Genomic DNA, 16,522 nt, shown 5'->3' with positions numbered 1-16,522 from the left:
ACTGTCAGCAGCGGCGTTTCAATTCTTCACAAACAATGACGCCCCGCTCTATGCGAAGCGGCCTGCACTCGACCAGCGATCTGATATCGCCGCCGGGTGGCTCCAGTCGACATGAGCTGTAAAACTCGCTCACGCCCTTGCCCTCTTCGTCCTGCACAAGGACCGAAAGGCTCGGCAGTTCCAGCAGTCGCTTCAGGAACGCCGACTTCTTCTTTCCGGCAAGCTCCCTGAGCTTCTTCGCACGGGCCTTCTTCACTGCCGGGGCCACCTGATCCTTCATGACAGCCGCCGGAGTATCTGGGCGCGGAGAATACGGGAAAACATGCGCATAGGAAAGAGGCAGTCGCCTACAAAATTCAACGGTCCGGCCGAATTCTTCGTCGGATTCGCCGGGAAAGCCTGTCAGAACGTCCGCACCGAGTCCGAAAACCGGCCAAACATCCTTCAATCGCTCAAGAAATTCCAATGCCTGCTCGGCCCGGTAATGCCCGCGTCCCATGCGGCGCAGCACATCAGGGTCTCCGCTTTGCAGAGAAAGATGAAGCTGCGGGCAAACCAGCCGAGATTCTGAAAGTGTTTCCAGCGCCTTGTCGCCGAGTTGACCCGGTTCAAGCGAAGAAATCCGCAGCCGCGCCCTGCCGCCCCATTCGTCGCCGAAACGGTCCTCAATGCGGCGCAGCAGATCCCAAAAATCCGGTTCATTTGGCAAATCACGCCCGAACTGGCGAAGGTTGACGCCGGAAAGCACCATCTCCCGAAAGCCCGCATCCAAAAGGCGGGCAAGCTCGTCGAGCACTTCACCTTCAGGACGGCTGACGCTGCGGCCGCGAGCGAGCGGCACGATGCAGTATGTGCAGCGGTGGGAACAGCCGTCCTGCACCTTGACCACCGCTCTGGCGCGGCCGTAGCCGGACACGGAAAACGGCGGAAATGCGTTTGTGCGCGTTTCAGGCAACGGGGCTGTCGGCCCCTGCAGCAGTGCGGCCTTGTCCTTGTGCGGCACGATGCGGGAAATCTCCGGCATCTCACCGATCTCGTCACGGGCGGCCTGTGCAGCGCAGCCGGTGATGACGATCTCTGCTTCGGGATTCTCACGCTTGAGCTTTCGCACCATACGGCGCAGATCGGCCACGGCATTGGCCGTGACCGCGCAGGAATTGATGAGGATGACCTCGGCCCGGGAAGGATCCTCAGTCTCCTTGGCACCGGCGGCGGTCCACGCTTCGCTGACGGAGCGTGTTTCGTACTGGTTTATCTTGCAGCCCAGCGTGGCGGTATAATACGTTTTCATGTATATTGTTCCCGGCGAATCGGTACCGGCCACTCGCCTTGACCGGGGGTGCTACCCCCAAAGCCATCAAGGGTCAAGAAAATGCGACACACTATCAGCGTGACACTGACAATTTTACTGCTGGCCTGCCTGACGGGCGGATGCCAAACCATAGCGACGAGCGGCAGCGTGGGATACGGTGCCGGGGCCATCACCGTAAGCGGATACGGCGATTTCCTCTACCCCTCGCCTCCCGGGGCCTACAAGCTCAACAAACAGGGATTCAGGGAGTTCAAGAACGGTAACTATAAAAAGGCCACCGAAATCTTTGCCGAATCTCTGAAGCAGTACCCGGAAAGCCCGGACGCTCAGTACTACCTCGGCCTCTCGCAGGTGGCCATGGGTGAACGGGGAAAAGGGCTGCGGCAACTGGCCTCCTTCCGGGACAGGGACCACTTCCGGCAGACCTCGGAAATTCGCTGGTGGGCCGGATACTTCCTCAAGCACACGGACCGCGACGCGGACGCAATCCTGAACACCATGCGACGGGTACGCGCTGAAGCGCAGCAGCAGGAGATGGAAGAAAGCTGGGAGCCGGGGCTCGGCTGGGGAATGTAGCTACAACGCCTGTTCGATGACGCCGCCTGCCAACAGTACGCCGTCCTCGGTATACAAAGCGGCAACCTGCCCCGGCGTGGGCCGCGAGTGCGGCTCAATGAAGGTCAGCACCAACCTGTCCTTTGAGAACTCCCAGCGTCCGGGCTTCCCGGCCTGCCGATAACGGGTGCGGATTTCCACCACCTCGGGCCATGTGGACGTGTCAGAAAAGAGATTCGGTTCGCGCACCACACATCCACCGCTCGGCAATTCGCTTTTCGGTCCGACGATGAGCGCGTTGGCCTCCACATCCTTGTCCAACACATAAAGCGCTTCGGACCACGCCACGCCAAGCCCTCGCCGCTGGCCCTGCGTATGCCGCCAGAGTCCTTTGTGGCTACCGACGCGGGTTCCGTCCCGCAGCACGATGGGGCCGCCCTTTGGCATGGTCCCAAGCTGTTGAAGAAACGACTGGTAGTCATCGTCCGGCACAAAACAGACATCCTGACTCTCAGAAGGAATCGGCGGTTCAAGACCACGCTCACGCAACTTGGCGAGAGTGTCCTTCTTGTACACGTCCGCCAGCGGAAAGATGGCCGAAAGCAATCGCTCACGCGGGACGAGGGAAAGAAAATAACTCTGATCCTTGCTCAGATCCGCGCCTCTCAACGGCATCAGGCCCATGCCCGGCACCTCGCCGGTCTTAACATAATGGCCGGTGGCGATGGTATCAGCCCCGAGCTCACGGCAACGGTCATAAAAAATGCCGAACTTGACCGACGGGTTGCACACGGCGCAGGGGTTCGGAGTCAATCCGGCGGCGTACGCCTCACGAAACGGCTGCACCACCCGTTCCCGGAACTCACGGCGAAGATCAAGGGCGTGAAATGGAACCCCAAGGGCATCGCAGGACTGTCGCAGCCCGGCAACCGCCTGCTCCTGTTCTTTTGACGACTCCAGAAAAAGACCATGAACGGCCATGACCTCATGGCCTTCCTCAATGAGGGCCACAAGCGCCAGAAGGCTGTCCATTCCTCCGCTCACCGCAGCGGCTACTCGCATCGACTCCACTCCTTGGGCTTGATGAGGCGCACTGTGTCACCAAACCGCACAACCCGCAAGCCATGCCCGACGAATCTATACAATACAATCGCCAGCGTATGTGCTAGATGGATAAAAAATACCACAACCATACGGGAGCACTCATGAAACGCATTCTCGCCACCCTGCTTGCCCTCGTCGCCCTCGCGGTATGGGCCGTTCCCGGCCTGACCTGCACAACAATGATCGTCACCAAAGGGGCCAGCGCGGACGGTTCCGCCATGGTGGCCCACTCCGACGACGATGAACTGGGCGACCAGCGGCTCATTCGGGTCCCGTCCGTCAAACAGACCGGAGAACGGACGATCCTCGGCGACAACATCGCCTATCCGCGAATCGTTTCCAAGAACCGCGGGCCGGGATACGACACGCCGGGATTCCCCCAAACCCAGCCCCTCGGACAAGTGCCGTTCGAGGATATTCGCGAGAAAGCCGGAAAGAAGGACGCCATGTCCTACGTTTACTTCGACGGCAACTACGGCATCATGAACGAGCACAACCTCATGATGGGCGAATGCACCAACGGCGCCAAATTCGAACCCGATGCCGTGACCGCGAAACAGGCCCGCAAGAGCGGCAAGCCCATGCGAATATTCTACAGCGCCGAGCTTTCCCGCATCGCGCTTGAAAACTGCCGCGACGCCCGAACGGCCGTGAAACTCATGGGCTGGCTCATCGACGAATACGGCTACTATTCCACGGGCGAGACCCTGCTTGTGGCCGACCAGAACGAGGCATGGGTCTTCGAGATGTGCGCCCTGCCCGACAAGCGGCACCACTCCGCATGGGTGGCCAAGCGCGTCCCGGACGGTGAATTCTTCGTGGCTGCCAACGAATTCCGCATCCGTGACGTGGTTTGGGACGACCCGGACAATTTCCTCTATTCGACACACCTCAAATCCGGCTTGAAGGCCGTTGGATGGTGGGACGGCAAGACCAGGCTGGACTGGCTGCGCGCGGTAAGCCCCGGCGAATACAACCACCCCTACTACTCGCTACGCCGCGTCTGGCGCGTGCTGGACCGCGTCAATCCGGACCTCGGGCTTTCCCCGTGGGTCGAGGACGGCTTCACCCGAGACTATCCCTTCTCGGTCAAGCCCGCCCGCAAGCTTCATGTCCGCGACGTCTTCAGCCTCTACCGCGACCATTACGAAGGCACCCAGTTCGACCTCACAAAAGGCGTTGCCGCAGGTCCCTACGGCGACCCGCACCGCTTTGTCGGCCCCTATGACGGCAACCAGAACGACGTCAGCAGTTCAAAGAAATTCTACGGTGCGTGGGAACGGGCCATTTCGGTGTTCTATCAAGGATATACTTTTGTGTGCCAGACCCGTCCTGACGCCCCTGAACCGGCAAAGGGCGTACTCTGGTTCGGACCGGACGTTTCCTACACAACCGTCTTCGCCCCGTTCTACGTCAAGGCCTCGGCCCTGCCGCAAAGCTACCAGAGCGGCAACCCGCAGGAGTACGACGAATCCTCCGCGTGGTGGGCGTTCGACTTCGTCAACAACTGGTCGCGCCTCAACTTCCAGCGCATGACGCAGGTGGACATCCTTCCCCTGCAAAACGAACTTGAAGAGAACGCTCTTGCAGCCGTGGCGATGGTGGACAAGCAAGTTGCCGGACTGCCGAAAGACAAGGCCATCGAGGCCATGACACAATTCGGCATGAAGAACGCGGAAGACGTGCTGAGTCACTGGCGGGCACTCGGCAAGACACTCATCGCCAAGTATTCCGACGGGTACATCAACATCCCCGGCTCCCCGGCAAAGGCGATCGGCTACCCCGCACGGTGGCTCAATGAAACCGACTACAGCGACGGACCGACGTCCTATGACATGAAGTAGCATCACAGGGCCGCCTTCGGGCGGCCCTCTTCATGACGCTTGCCTGCTCCCGCCGGGAGTGATAGCAACTCCGCCATGGCAAAGAAGTTCCGTGCAGACCAGCTCATCCATCAACAGGGCCTCGCCGAGAGCCGTGAAAAGGCCAAGCGCCTTATCATGGCCGGAAAGGTCCACTTCATGGAGCGCGGCCAAAAAACGCCCGTGAACAAGCCGGGACAGCAGTTCCCGGAAGATACGGAGTTCACGGTTCCCGAAGACACCCGCTTCGTGAGCCGCGGCGCGCATAAGCTCCTCACCGCCATCGAGACCTTCGACATCGACTGCGCCGGAAAGGTCGCCCTCGACGCCGGAGCCTCCACCGGCGGATTCACGGACTGTCTGCTCCAGCACGGTGCAACGCGCGTCTACGCCGTTGATGTGGGATACGGCCAGCTCCACGAGCGGCTGCGTACGGACGAACGCGTGGTAAACATCGAGCGCACCAACCTCCGGCACGCCGAGCCGGACCTCATCCCCGAATCGGTGGACATGGTGGTGGCCGACGTCTCCTTCATCTCCCTGACCAAGATCATGCCCGCCTGCATGCGCTTCCTGCGCGACGGCGGCGAGGTGGTCACGCTGGTTAAGCCACAGTTCGAGGTGGGCCCGGGCCAGACCGACAAGGGCGTGGTCCGCGACGAGGAGCTCAGGGACAGGGTTGTCCGGGAAGTGCTCGGCTTCCTCCGAACCGAACTGCACCTTGAATGCCTTGGCGTCGTACCTTCGAAAATTCTCGGCCCCAAGGGCAATCAGGAATATCTGGCCTACCTGAAAAAGCTTGCATGACCCTTTGGTGCGGCGTACGCTCCCGATTCTGGTAAATATACCATAATCACGGGAAACTATGCTTGCAGGACTGATCTATTCCATCATATCCGCCATAGCCTTCGGCATGTTGGTCATCTTTGCCAAGATGGGCTACGCCGTAGGCATGACCGCCGTGGAGATGCTGCAATGCCGCTTCACCTTCGGGGCGGCCCTGCTGTTCCTGTGGCTTTTCGCGACCAACCGCCGTGCCCTTGTCGCCGATGCGAAAATGCTCGTTCGCTGCGCGCTCATCGGTCTTCTGATCTATCCCATCCAGTCATACTGCTTCCTCACGGCAGCGAAATACATCCCGGCAGCCACGGACGCACTGATCCTCTATTTCTATCCGGTCACCGTGACCATCCTTTCGGCGATCTTCTTCAAGATGAAGATCGACAGGACCGTGATTCTCTCGTTGTTGCTGGTCTTCACCGGGTGTGCACTGGTCTTCTATGACGCCTTCCTGCAGAAGATGGATCCGTTCGGCCTGATGCTGGCGTTCGGGGCCATGGCCACCTTCTCCACCTACCTGATGGTGGTGCAGGTGCTTCTGCGGGACACGGAGCCGCTCAAGGCCACCCTCTACGTGCTGCTCTTCGCTGGGCTGGCATATAACATTGCCGGAGATATGGATTTCTACCTGAACATGACCAGACAGACGCTCGCCATCGGCCTCTCGCTCGGCCTCATCTGCTCGGTCATCGCGGTGGGATTTCTCTATCTGGCGGTGGAAAAGGTGGGCAGCGCCTACGCCTCGATATTCTCCAGCGTGGAACCCGTGGCAACACTTATGGCTGCCCACTGGCTGCTGGACGAGCATGTGGTGCCGCTGCAGGTGGGCGGAGCGGTCCTTGTGGTGGTCGGCATTGTTTTGCCGAACCTCAAAATGCTTCGGCTTGAAAGGAAATTCGAAGGCTAGTCTCCGCTGGCAGCGAGGAGCGCCTCGAACTCCCTCACTTCCTTCAGATATTCCACCACCGCTTCAGGCAACCCGCCGGAACTCTTCTCAAACCCAAGCCCGAGCGTGACCTCCTTGCCGCGCGCGCTGCGTCGCATGACCTTGGCCCGGAACGGATACGGCGTCTGACCGTCGATGGTACGGAATTCGCCGGAAACAATATCATCCTTTTCAATAAAATCGGTCATGTCCTGCGATGAATCCATGGTGAACGCACATCCGCTCTCGCTGAGATTCGTCACCATCCCCTTGAACGAGGTCTTGCTCTTGGTTATCTGGCCGCGCAGGCGGCAGGAGACACGCTTTTCGCTCCGAAGTTCGTAGGTTTCGAGGTCCTTGGGATAGCGAACGAAGAGCAGCGAGTACGGCGTGGCCTTGTATTGGAGGGACTCTGTGGCGAAGGATACGATGTTGCCTTCAAAGAGATACCGAAGCGTGAGTTCGCTGCCCGGCTCAATACGGCCACGAATTCCCGGAACCACCGGTACACGAACGATCACGCATTCGTCTTTTATGAAGCCGACGAAGCGACATTTGAAACGGACGTCGTCATCAAACTCCATCAGCATTTCGCTCTGCAGATCTATCCTCATTCGCGCTCCCCGAGTTTGTCCATAAACTTACCAAGCAACTTGAGATGGGCGTTTTCCTCGCGCGCAAGATGCACGAACGCATCGGCCGCGTCCCCGTCCTGCGCCCGGCGGGCACAGCGGGAGTAGTAGTCGAGGGCCTGTGCCTCGAACATCATGGCGAGCTGAATGATCCCTTCAAGGCCCTCAAACATATCGCCAAATTCTTGAATGAACACCTCCGGCTCCACGCCGCCTTCGGCTAGGTTGGCCCCTGCTTCACGGGCCATCGATTCAAACGTTTCCCGACTCACGGCTTCGCCGGTCATCTTTTCATAGAGACGTAGATGGTTCGCTTGTGCGTGTCCTCGTACCCCGCCAGCGTAAGAAAAAGCTCGCCCTCGTCTTCCGACTCTGCGGCAACAACGCGCTCGCCGTAGAATCGCTCTAGCCGCATCTCCATTCCATAGGCAGCAGCGAGGGCGTGCTCCACTGTTGAGTCGGCAGGAATACCTACAAGGCCCATGTCGACGGGCCCGAAGGCCGCATCTCCCTGCCATGCCGAGGCTCCGCCCACTAGATTGACAACCTCCCGGCCCTCCCCGGCCAGAATCCGCGCGGCAGCCGCACTTCTGCCCCCGGAACGGCAATAGGTGATCACCGGCCTGTCGCGGGGGATGTCGCCGAGCCGCTCCGGCACCTCGGGGAGCGGAATGAGCATGGCCCCCGGAATGTGCAGCTCTTCGTATTCCCACGGCTGGCGCACATCCAGAAGAAGGTACTCGTCCGGTTTTCTGCTGCCCATGAACTCACGGGTCTGCTGCACGGTCATGTTCTCATACCCGGCCATGACAACCTCCAATCTCGATTCAGACAAATGACGGAAAGGGATCAAAACTCAATATATAGCGAGAACCGGAACAATGACAAGGAAGAGCGCAAGAAAAGCGGTGTCGGATGACTGCCAGCAAAGACCGCCGCTCCACGCCTCCGGTCGATCCAACCGGCGCGAGGCGATAGCGACGCTGCGCGTCCACGTAGACCGGGCCATGATCCGCACCAGCGCCATGGGGACCACGGTCAACCGCTTGAAAACCGGCAACGTAACACGGCGGAGCTGTTGGGCCTGCTTGAGCTGCTCCAGCGTTCTGCGGGTCTGGGGGATCATGTCCAGCATGATGGCAAAGGCGAGCGCTCCCTGCCACGCGTTCTTTCCCGCAAATGGTTTCAACGCCCACGAAAGCGCAAGCCCGACTTTTCTGGTGGAAACACCGTTGGCGAGCACCAAACCAAGGAGGAGCAGCGCGGCCAGTCGCACCGCAACCACTCCCGCCACCATGCCGGCATCAGAAATCGTCGCTCCGTCCCAGAGCTCGAAGGCGAACTTGATACCGGACCAGAGTAGAACAAAGAGCAGGAAAGGCTTGAGGCCGATTCCGCCGCGACGGTTCCAGCCTAGACTGTAGGCGAGCAGCACGAGCAGTGCCGCGAGGACGGCCACTATCAACGGATCCACCCGCCAAATGAGCACCCCGAACACGAAAGAGGCACCAAGGGCCAACCGGGGGTCCAGGCGGTCCAGAAACGCCGCCGCCCTCATTCTGAACCATCCCAAGGGGCGACCGTACGTCCCAGATGCCATGAACACGGCGGGCGTACGGCGTTCTCACGCAGTTTGTCGAAGACGTCATCGGCACTGCCCACGGCCACGATGCGCCCCTTTGCAAGCAGCGCAAACCGGTCCGCAATGTCGGCCACACATTCGAGATCGTGCGCAGCTACCACTTGCGTCAGTTTCTGTTCCCTATTATGCCGAAGCACGCGGCGCATTTCGCGGATGCCGGGATAGTCGAGACCGCTGAACGGTTCATCGAAGAGAAGAACGCCGGGATCGTCCAGTAACGCCCCGGCTAAACAGAGCTTACGCTTCATACCCCATGAGAGCGCGTGAACCGGACGATCGTGCGGGGCGTCAAAGCCAAGCCCGTCAAGCACGGCCCGAGCCTGCTCCGGATCATTGTCGCCACGCCCCAGATGCAAATCCTCTTCGACGGTGGCACCGAGTATCTGCATGTCAGGGTCCTGCATGAGCAGTCGGCAGACGCCCCTCAAATCTTCCGGCCCAGCCTCGCGCCCCTTCACGGAGACGGCCCCTTCGGTAACGGGCAGAATGCCCGCTAAAACGGCGAGCAGCGTGGACTTACCACACCCGTTGGCACCTGCGAGGCAGAGCAGTTCTCCCTCGCGCAGATCAAGGGCAACGCCGCGAAGGGCTTCCACATTGCCCGGATAGATGTGCTGAAGATTGCTGACGGTGAGCATTGTCGGGACAGTTCAATGCAAGCCGCCCGGCCTGTCAACAAAAAGAAGGCGGGAGTCCGAAGACTCCCGCCTGATTAGCCGTATGGCATTGCTGTCTAGAACTTGTATCCAACGGAAAGACCGGTAATAAGCGCCCGGCTATCCTGAATGTGTGCGGTGGTGGGAATTTCGTTTCCTCGAGCCTCGATCACTCGGCCTTCCATATGCACATACATTCCGGACAAGTCGATGGTCCACGGACCGTTGCTGTACCCGTAACCGAGGGAGTAGATGGTACGGTCATTGGTCGGCAGCATGAAGTCCTCGTACCCTTCGCGGATGGGGCTCTGGTCGTAGACGAGACCGGCGCGAAGGTAGTTATTGTCAATAAACTCGTATTCTGCACCAAGCTGGAACCGCCATACATCCTTGTAATTTTTGGCCGTCATGGAGCTGGTGTCGTTATTGTAGTAGTACTCGATCTGCTTGTAGTCGGCCCAGAAAGTCCGGACGACATCAAAATCGAGGCTAAGGTCTTCAGTGGGCTTGTAGGCAAGGCCGGCTGCAGCGCTACCGGGCAAATAGGCTTCCATGGTCACACCGCTGGCAGTGTTTGCAAGATTCATGTTGAAACTGCCACGCCCGACCATCTTCTGTTTGGCGCGGTAGACCAGCCCGAGACTCCATTGATCATCAAACTCATAGCGGGTGGACAGATTGTAACCAATGGTCCACCCCTCCGCGTTGATGTGAATGTCGTAATCAGTACCCGCAATGTTTCTTTTTTTCTTCTGCTCAAAAGCGGCACGCATGATATCAACGCCAAGAGCCAAGGACCAGTTATCCGTCGCCTTGAAAGCCATGGTTGGCTGGACAGTGTAGCTTTTCATAACGCCCTTGTAGACGTTGTACCTGCCCGCCCAGTCATGGTCGTAGTTGGTGCCGACGCCGAAACGGGAAAAACCACCAACACCGAACCATAATTTATCGCTCATCTGCTGGGTGACATAGGCGTGCGGGGCAGCATAAAGCTTGTTTTTGCTTTTATATGTCTTGCCGCCCATATCCACACTGGCACTCGGTGCGATAAGGCTTACGCCCACCATGGTCTGTGTGCCCTCAAGCTGCGTGATACCGGCCGGATTATAGGCAAGCGCAGAAGCATCGTCAGCGAGCGCGATCATTGCTCCGCCCATACCGTTGCCGCGGTTGCTCCATTCATAAAGAGCAAAACCTGCTGCACGGGACTCCATAGGTGTCGCCGCAGCCATCAATGCGACACAAAAACACGTCGCGATACAGAAAATGAACCGTTTCATCCTTCCCCCTTGCAAACAACGAGAATTATACCATTTTGTCATAGAATTCGTCACAAGGTACCCACTCCTGTGACGAGCCAGTCAAATTCCTTGCAAACGCAAGCCTTTGGCTGTGTAACCAGTCCGTCAAATTTTGTAAACAAAAGTTTAATGTAAACAGGTGTTTAAATTATACGTTTAGAAAATGGCTGCGCGGCATGCATTTCGCATCAACCTGAAAGAGGAATTTCTTTCCGGAGGAAACATGAAGCCGAAACTGGATATCAAGGAAAAGGCGTTCTATGCCATCATGTTGATCGGTGCGCTAGCCGGGTTGGTGGAAGGCACAATCGCCCACGGCTTTTCCCTGCGCTACCTATTTCCCGGCGCAATTCTTGCGATCAGCGCCGCATTCGTTGGCGGGCTTGCCGGGTTTATCATCAAGGACGCTTCACGCGTAATCCGAGGCATGAAGCCGTATCGTGGCGTACATTATGACGGCATGGTGCTCGGCGGCATGACAGGCACCCTGCTCGGCACACTTGTTCAGGTGGCAGGAAGTGCCGATGGTGCCAATCTGGTTGTCGGCTCTGTTGTCGGAAGCTTCATCGGCTCCATGGCCGGAACGTTCCCGGATGAGTTCGTAACACCCATGATTGAGTTGCTGCACAAGGACAACGACGATCGCCTCGAGCCATCTGAACAGCATCAATAAAAAAGGGCCGCCGGAACACCGGCGGCCCTTTCCATTTCACTCATCCTACTTCTATTTCATTTCAACCCAAAGCACTGCACCGAGTTCAAACTCACGGCCCTTGTACTCTTCGGGAGCAGTGGTCAGGCCAGCAAAGCCCCACCAGCCTTTCCACGGACAGGCGAAAGTGAACACGCCGTTGGCGTCGGCCAGCACTTCCTGCGTGACCATGCGATCATTGGGAGCCTGCTTTTCGCCTTTCTCGTTGTAGTATTCGACTTCCACACGGGTGAACGGCGCGGGCTTGCCTTCAAAGTAGACGATACCCTGGAAAACGTTCCCGGCGTAGTTGCCAAACGGGCGGGTCAGGGGGACGATTTCGGTACGCAGGCCAAGCGGCTTGTTCCACTCTTCACCTTCGCCGTAAGCGTCCACATACACCTTGGTGATGTGCTGAATGTAGTTGTTTTCGGCGTCTTCCTTATAGGGGACCGGCTCCATCACGAATGCATACAGGCCAGGTGCCTTGGGAGTATAGGAAGCGGTCCAAGCCTGATGATCCATGACCTTGGCGGATTTGAGCGTTCCCAGCAGGTCGGTGCGGGTCTCGCCATTTTCAACCACGAAGAATTTGGCCGGTTTTTCAAGCTCCATCCCCTGCATTTCCATGGGGTGTGAGAAGGAAAGGTCCATGTTCACCGTGCGCTTGTCCTGCGTAAGCTCATCGGTATCGGGAATAACCATGCCGAAGTGCGCAAAAGCGTTGAAAGAAAAAAGAGCCACAAGCAGAGCCGACAGGCTGAGACAGACAATCCGTTTCATCACATTCTCCCGTGAATACATACAGTAAAAATAAAAATCACAAATCCCTCATCACTGGAGGCATACTGTTATAAAATTAGTATTACCAGTCAAGCGCAAATCCGGATTTTCTGTTCACAAAATGCATTAATGGAAAGTCAGCGGCTCCAGCGTCGGGCCAACAGGATGCCGGTGACGTTGTGCCAGAGGCTGAAAAGCGCACCAGGGAGAGCCGAGGCAGCACCGAAGTATTTCACAGCAAGCGCCACGCCGAGCCCTGAGTTCTGCATACCCACCTCAATGGCGAGCGTGCGCCTGTCGCGTTTGTCACACCCGGCAGCGAGCCCGGCGGCATACCCCGCAAGCAGTCCGCCCGCGTTGTGGAGTGCCACGGCAAGAGCAACGAGCGCCGGAAACGCCAGTAGCGTGTCGCGATTCAGACCGATGATGCAGGCGATGAGCAGCGATATGGTCACGATGGAAACCGAAGGGAACCAGTGGATCACCGGATCGAGGCGCTTCTTGAGCAGGTGGCGCAGCACGAGGCCATCGAAAAGGGGAAATGCCACAATCCAGAACACGGACTGCATCATGGCCGCCACGTCAATATCCACACGGGCGTCCAGAATAAGCCACGTAAGCAGCGGCGTTGCGAGCGGCGCCACGCAAGTCGCGGCAAGCGTCATGGTAACGGACAGTGCCACGTTGGCCCGCGCCAGCAGTGCGACGACGTTTGAGGCCGTTCCCCCGGGGCACGCACCAACTACGACCATCCCCACAAGAGCTTCGTTCGGCAGGCCGAGCACGGATGCGACAGCAAAGGCCAGAATCGGCATGACAGTATACTGAACCAGTACGCCGAGGCCGACAGTCCGCCATTTGCGGACGATGTCCCGAAAATCCTCGAAGGTCAGCGTCAGCCCCATGCCGAACATGATGACGCCGAGGCCATGAGGGATGTACGGCTTGATCCAGACAAACCATTCAGGTTCGTAAAGTGCCGCGGCAGAGAGAATCACGGCAAGACCGAGGAAATGCCGCTCAATAAAGGCCGGGACGGAACTGGCGTGCATGGCGCGTCCTATGGAAGGATGCCCGCATTCAAACGGGCGTTAGTAAAAAAGAAGGGGCGTCCTTTTCAGGACGCCCCTTCCAGGGAAACCGGACACCCGGGATCAACCACTACCGCTGCTCCCTTTCGGGCCTGACGGGGTTCACGGCGATACCGCCGCCCGGCTTCCCTCAAAACGGCATCCGCCGCGAGGGAGATGTTTCTTACGCACCAGACGGGCCAAGTGTCAAGCCCGCAGAGTCTGATTAAGGGAAAAGACTTGGATCGAGCGGGACGTTACAAAAAAGGCGTTAGTAACCGGTTCAATCAACGCCATGGCCGCCTTTAAGAGAAAAATACCGTTTCTCCACTGTCCGCATCAACGCATCATAACGACCATTCTTCTTCATTTTTTTCAACGACGCCGCCAAGGGCTCGACCAATTCGCTGTGCTTGCTGTTGAGGTACAGATACATCTTTTTCACCGCAAGCGGCGGCTCAAGAACTTCAATATCGTTAATGCCGAGCCGACTTGCCATAGCAAGCCCGTCAAGGCGGGCACTAAGGGCTATGTCAATCCTTCCGGCCTTCAGAATCTCGAACAAATGCTCTGTGTTAACGACCGAGGTTCGCTCCTTGGCAGTATTCGTATTCAGGTCAAAAATCTTCCAGCCATGCACATAACCAACTCTGTACTTATGAAGTTCATTCCAGGAGATATTCCCCTGAACACGCCCTTTCAGGCAAAAGGCAACGAACGAACGTTCATCAAGGACTGGCTCGGGAACACGAACCAAGTTCGGAAATACGAGATCAATACCTTCGACCCTGCCGACATCCCCATCGGCCAGTCCTTCATTGGCATCCCGCAATGAGCGTTCAGCGGGGCGAAGCTGAATATCCACAACCTCCCCGATTCCCCCAAAAGCCTCTTTTAACACAAGATCGAAAAAACCGTCGCTCTTTGCCGAAGATAACGGCACCGAGTAGCTGGAGTTAATAACGATAACCTCATTGGCAAAGCAGGACTGAACCATAAAAAGATAGACAGCCGCGCTTCCAACCACGCAGAACAACGACCTCAAGAAGCCTTTCATACCTACCTCATAAAAGATGTTTCCCAACAAGGATAACAGGATACATAGATGAACTCAATATTGGTTCGTAAAACAAACGTTTACTCAACACTTGTCAGCGTTATCCCGAATCAGAAACCGCCTCCTGCCCTTGCCCTGCATGTCAAATAACAAAAAAAGACCCACCGATAATTCGGTGGGCCTTATTGGTGTCGTGGCGGAGAGGAGAGGATTTGAACCTCCGGTCCCCGTAAAGGGACACACGCTTTCCAGGCGTGCTCCTTAAGCCGGACTCGGACACCTCTCCGCGTCGTGAGAATGGGTGTTTACCCAAATTCAAAAGGGCTGGCAACCCCAAATTGCAGAGAAATTACATTTTTTCTCAACAAATGGAATTTACAGCGGAAGCTGAAGACTACCGCGGAAGTCCTCAAGCCGCTCCACGCATAGTTCCGTGAGCAGTTGGGCCATATCCTCGGCCAATGTGAAGGCGAAATCCGGCCGCAGGAAGTTTGCCGTGCCGACCTGCACCGCATGGGCACCGACCATGATGAACTCCAGAGCATCCTCGGCCGAAGCGATACCGCCGATGCCGATGACCGGCACGTCCACAGCCTGACAGACCTGATGCACGCAACGAAGCGCAACGGGCTTGATGGCAGGTCCGGACAGGCCGCCCACCACGTTGGCCAGCCTCGGTCGACGATTGCGGATGTCCACGCCCATGCCGATGAGTGTGTTGATGAGCGAGAGGATGTCTGCTCCACCCTCCACGGCAGCACGAGCGCAGGTGGCAATGTCCGCCACGTTTGGCGAGAGCTTGAGCATGACAGGCTTGCCGCCCGCCCTCTTTTTCACGGCTTCGGTGACTTTGGCGATCTGCGCCGGGTCCTGCCCGAAGGCCGCCCCGCCCTCTTTGACATTGGGGCAGGAGACATTCACCTCCAGCGCCGCAACGCCGTCTTCTGTCGAGAGGATTCCGGCCAGTTCGCCGAACTCCTCCGCGTCACAGGCGTAGAGGTTGGCAACCACGGCCACGTCCTGCCGCTTGAGCGCGGGAAGCGCCTGCTTGACGAACGCCTCGACCCCGGGGTTCTGGATGCCGATGGCGTTGAGCATGCCGCAGGGCGTCTCCGCTATGCGCGGCATGGGGTTGCCCTCTCGGGGCTTCATGGAAATGCCTTTGGCGACAATGCCGCCGAGTCTGGAGAGATCGCCGTAGGGGGCGAACTCCAGCCCGAAGCCGAACGTGCCTGACGCGGTCATGACCGGGTTGGACATGGACAGGCCGCCGAACGATACCTTGAGATCACTGACTTCCATGTCCCCTCCTACAATTCCACGTTGTCGGCCCGGAAGATCGGCCCCTTGGTGCAAACCTGCACATGATGCCCCTCGCCGTCCTTGCAGACGCAACCGAGACAGGCGCCCACGCCGCAGGCCATGCGGTTCTCCAGCGAAACGTACAGCCTCGCCCCGGCCTCCAGCGCGAACCTCTGCGCGGTCTTCATGAACGGCGTCGGCCCGCAGCAGAGAATCAGGCCGTCCCTGTACTCGTTCACAAGCTCGCCCATGCGGGCAATGATGGCCTGCAGGTCCTCGGGCTTTTCCTCGGCCATGCACTCAACATCCGCCACCGCTGCAATGCCCTCATGGGGATAGCAGCCAAGCGGCATCCGGTGTGCGAAAAAGAGCTTAAGATTTTCAGGGTGCGAATGTTGCTCGACATAGCCGCGAAAGGGAGCTATGCCGATGCCCCCGGCAAGCATGAGCGTGGGCGTGTCCGGCTCCACGGCAAAGGAGTTGCCGAGCGGCCCCCACAGGGCCACGGTGTCGCCCTTCTTCAGCTCGGCAAGACGCGCGGTGCCGCGCCCCACCTTCTGCACGAAGAGGGTCACAGACCGACTGTCGCCGGAGCAAATGGAAAACGGACGGCCCCAAAGGATATCCATGGGCCAGTCCACCGGACGAATCATGACGAACTGGCCCGGCTTCCACGCGTCCCAGTCCGGACGCTCAAGCCGCAGCTCGAAGAACTCGCCCGGCCTTTGCGTTTCACCCACCGGGGTGATATCCAATACCTTGACATTTCGACAATTCCTGAGGGCCATTC

18 protein-coding genes, 1 tRNA gene and 1 other RNA gene are annotated in these 16,522 nt (G+C 58.2%); 5 read left to right on the top strand and 15 right to left on the bottom strand.

The annotated features are described in order from the left end of the window. Nucleotides 1-4: 4 nt before the first annotated feature. Nucleotides 5-1,291 (bottom strand): tRNA (N(6)-L-threonylcarbamoyladenosine(37)-C(2))-methylthiotransferase MtaB, encoded by a 1,287-nt coding sequence (mtaB, locus tag JCM12178_RS01565; RefSeq protein ID WP_054648215.1) that lies wholly within the window; start codon nucleotides 1,289-1,291, stop codon nucleotides 5-7. Between the two features lie 81 nt (nucleotides 1,292-1,372). Between mtaB and JCM12178_RS01560 the strand changes: the two genes are divergently transcribed. Next, complete coding sequence (locus tag JCM12178_RS01560) at nucleotides 1,373-1,888, top strand: hypothetical protein (protein WP_157054667.1); 516 nt, start codon at nucleotides 1,373-1,375, stop codon at nucleotides 1,886-1,888. On the opposite strand, the gene mnmA is transcribed toward JCM12178_RS01560, so the two are convergent. Next, complete coding sequence (mnmA, locus tag JCM12178_RS01555) at nucleotides 1,889-2,929, bottom strand: tRNA 2-thiouridine(34) synthase MnmA (protein WP_054648213.1); 1,041 nt, start codon at nucleotides 2,927-2,929, stop codon at nucleotides 1,889-1,891. It lies immediately after the preceding gene. 143 nt (nucleotides 2,930-3,072) lie between these two features. On the opposite strand from mnmA, the gene JCM12178_RS01550 reads away from it, so the two are divergent. From JCM12178_RS01550 to JCM12178_RS01540, 3 genes are all read left to right on the top strand, one after another. Further along, nucleotides 3,073-4,815, top strand: a complete 1,743-nt coding sequence (locus JCM12178_RS01550) for a dipeptidase (RefSeq protein ID WP_083465677.1) — start codon at nucleotides 3,073-3,075, stop codon at nucleotides 4,813-4,815. Between the two features lie 75 nt (nucleotides 4,816-4,890). Next, the gene (locus JCM12178_RS01545) at nucleotides 4,891-5,640 is read left to right on the top strand and encodes a TlyA family RNA methyltransferase (protein ID WP_054648212.1); all 750 of its coding nucleotides are present in this window, start codon (nucleotides 4,891-4,893) and stop codon (nucleotides 5,638-5,640) included. Between the two features lie 58 nt (nucleotides 5,641-5,698). Next, the gene (locus tag JCM12178_RS01540; protein ID WP_054648211.1) at nucleotides 5,699-6,580 is read left to right on the top strand and encodes a DMT family transporter; all 882 of its coding nucleotides are present in this window, start codon (nucleotides 5,699-5,701) and stop codon (nucleotides 6,578-6,580) included. Here JCM12178_RS01540 and JCM12178_RS01535 read toward each other — a convergent pair. The 6 genes from JCM12178_RS01535 to JCM12178_RS01515 form a co-directional block, all read right to left on the bottom strand. Beyond that, on the bottom strand, nucleotides 6,577-7,212 hold the full coding sequence (locus tag JCM12178_RS01535) for a flagellar brake domain-containing protein (protein ID WP_054648210.1): 636 nt from the start codon (nucleotides 7,210-7,212) through the stop codon (nucleotides 6,577-6,579). The genes JCM12178_RS01540 and JCM12178_RS01535 overlap by 4 nt on opposite strands. Continuing rightward, nucleotides 7,209-7,502, bottom strand: a complete 294-nt coding sequence (locus tag JCM12178_RS19145) for a ferritin family protein (protein WP_245628552.1) — start codon at nucleotides 7,500-7,502, stop codon at nucleotides 7,209-7,211. The genes JCM12178_RS01535 and JCM12178_RS19145 overlap by 4 nt, the downstream gene beginning before the upstream one ends. 11 nt (nucleotides 7,503-7,513) lie before the next feature. Continuing rightward, nucleotides 7,514-8,038 (bottom strand): rhodanese-like domain-containing protein, encoded by a 525-nt coding sequence (locus tag JCM12178_RS19140; protein ID WP_245628551.1) that lies wholly within the window; start codon nucleotides 8,036-8,038, stop codon nucleotides 7,514-7,516. A gap of 48 nt (nucleotides 8,039-8,086) precedes the next feature. Further along, nucleotides 8,087-8,695 carry a hypothetical protein gene (locus tag JCM12178_RS01525; protein ID WP_157054665.1) on the bottom strand — a complete coding sequence of 203 codons (609 nt, stop codon included), beginning with the start codon at nucleotides 8,693-8,695 and terminating at the stop codon, nucleotides 8,087-8,089. A gap of 89 nt (nucleotides 8,696-8,784) precedes the next feature. Continuing rightward, a complete protein-coding gene (locus JCM12178_RS01520; protein WP_054648208.1) occupies nucleotides 8,785-9,510 on the bottom strand; it encodes an energy-coupling factor ABC transporter ATP-binding protein in 726 nt (241 codons plus the stop codon). A gap of 95 nt (nucleotides 9,511-9,605) precedes the next feature. Further along, nucleotides 9,606-10,808 carry an OmpP1/FadL family transporter gene (locus JCM12178_RS01515; protein ID WP_172677053.1) on the bottom strand — a complete coding sequence of 401 codons (1,203 nt, stop codon included), beginning with the start codon at nucleotides 10,806-10,808 and terminating at the stop codon, nucleotides 9,606-9,608. Between the two features lie 244 nt (nucleotides 10,809-11,052). On the opposite strand from JCM12178_RS01515, the gene JCM12178_RS01510 reads away from it, so the two are divergent. Further along, nucleotides 11,053-11,502, top strand: coding sequence for a hypothetical protein (locus tag JCM12178_RS01510; protein WP_054648322.1), 450 nt, complete (start codon nucleotides 11,053-11,055; stop codon nucleotides 11,500-11,502). 51 nt (nucleotides 11,503-11,553) lie between these two features. On the opposite strand, the gene JCM12178_RS01505 is transcribed toward JCM12178_RS01510, so the two are convergent. The 7 genes from JCM12178_RS01505 to JCM12178_RS01480 form a co-directional block, all read right to left on the bottom strand. Further along, nucleotides 11,554-12,303 carry a DUF4198 domain-containing protein gene (locus JCM12178_RS01505; protein WP_054648206.1) on the bottom strand — a complete coding sequence of 250 codons (750 nt, stop codon included), beginning with the start codon at nucleotides 12,301-12,303 and terminating at the stop codon, nucleotides 11,554-11,556. A gap of 137 nt (nucleotides 12,304-12,440) precedes the next feature. Beyond that, complete coding sequence (locus tag JCM12178_RS01500) at nucleotides 12,441-13,355, bottom strand: bile acid:sodium symporter family protein (protein WP_054648205.1); 915 nt, start codon at nucleotides 13,353-13,355, stop codon at nucleotides 12,441-12,443. 76 nt (nucleotides 13,356-13,431) lie between these two features. Further along, nucleotides 13,432-13,527: signal recognition particle sRNA small type (gene ffs, locus JCM12178_RS17515), an RNA gene on the bottom strand. Between the two features lie 129 nt (nucleotides 13,528-13,656). Beyond that, nucleotides 13,657-14,430 carry a substrate-binding periplasmic protein gene (locus JCM12178_RS01495; RefSeq protein WP_054648204.1) on the bottom strand — a complete coding sequence of 258 codons (774 nt, stop codon included), beginning with the start codon at nucleotides 14,428-14,430 and terminating at the stop codon, nucleotides 13,657-13,659. Between the two features lie 194 nt (nucleotides 14,431-14,624). Then, nucleotides 14,625-14,716, bottom strand: a tRNA-Ser gene (locus JCM12178_RS01490). Nucleotides 14,717-14,805: 89 nt separating this feature from the next. Next, entirely contained in the window at nucleotides 14,806-15,732 is a 927-nt protein-coding gene (locus JCM12178_RS01485; protein WP_054648203.1) for a dihydroorotate dehydrogenase, read from the bottom strand. Between the two features lie 8 nt (nucleotides 15,733-15,740). Next, the gene (locus JCM12178_RS01480) at nucleotides 15,741-16,520 is read right to left on the bottom strand and encodes an iron-sulfur cluster-binding protein (protein ID WP_054648202.1); all 780 of its coding nucleotides are present in this window, start codon (nucleotides 16,518-16,520) and stop codon (nucleotides 15,741-15,743) included. Between the last annotated feature and the right edge of the window lie 2 nt (nucleotides 16,521-16,522).

The sequence above is a fragment of the Salidesulfovibrio brasiliensis JCM 12178 genome, assembly GCF_001311825.1.
Classification (GTDB): Bacteria; Desulfobacterota; Desulfovibrionia; order Desulfovibrionales; family Desulfovibrionaceae; genus Pseudodesulfovibrio; species Pseudodesulfovibrio brasiliensis.
This window is presented reverse-complemented; position numbering and strand designations above follow the sequence as displayed.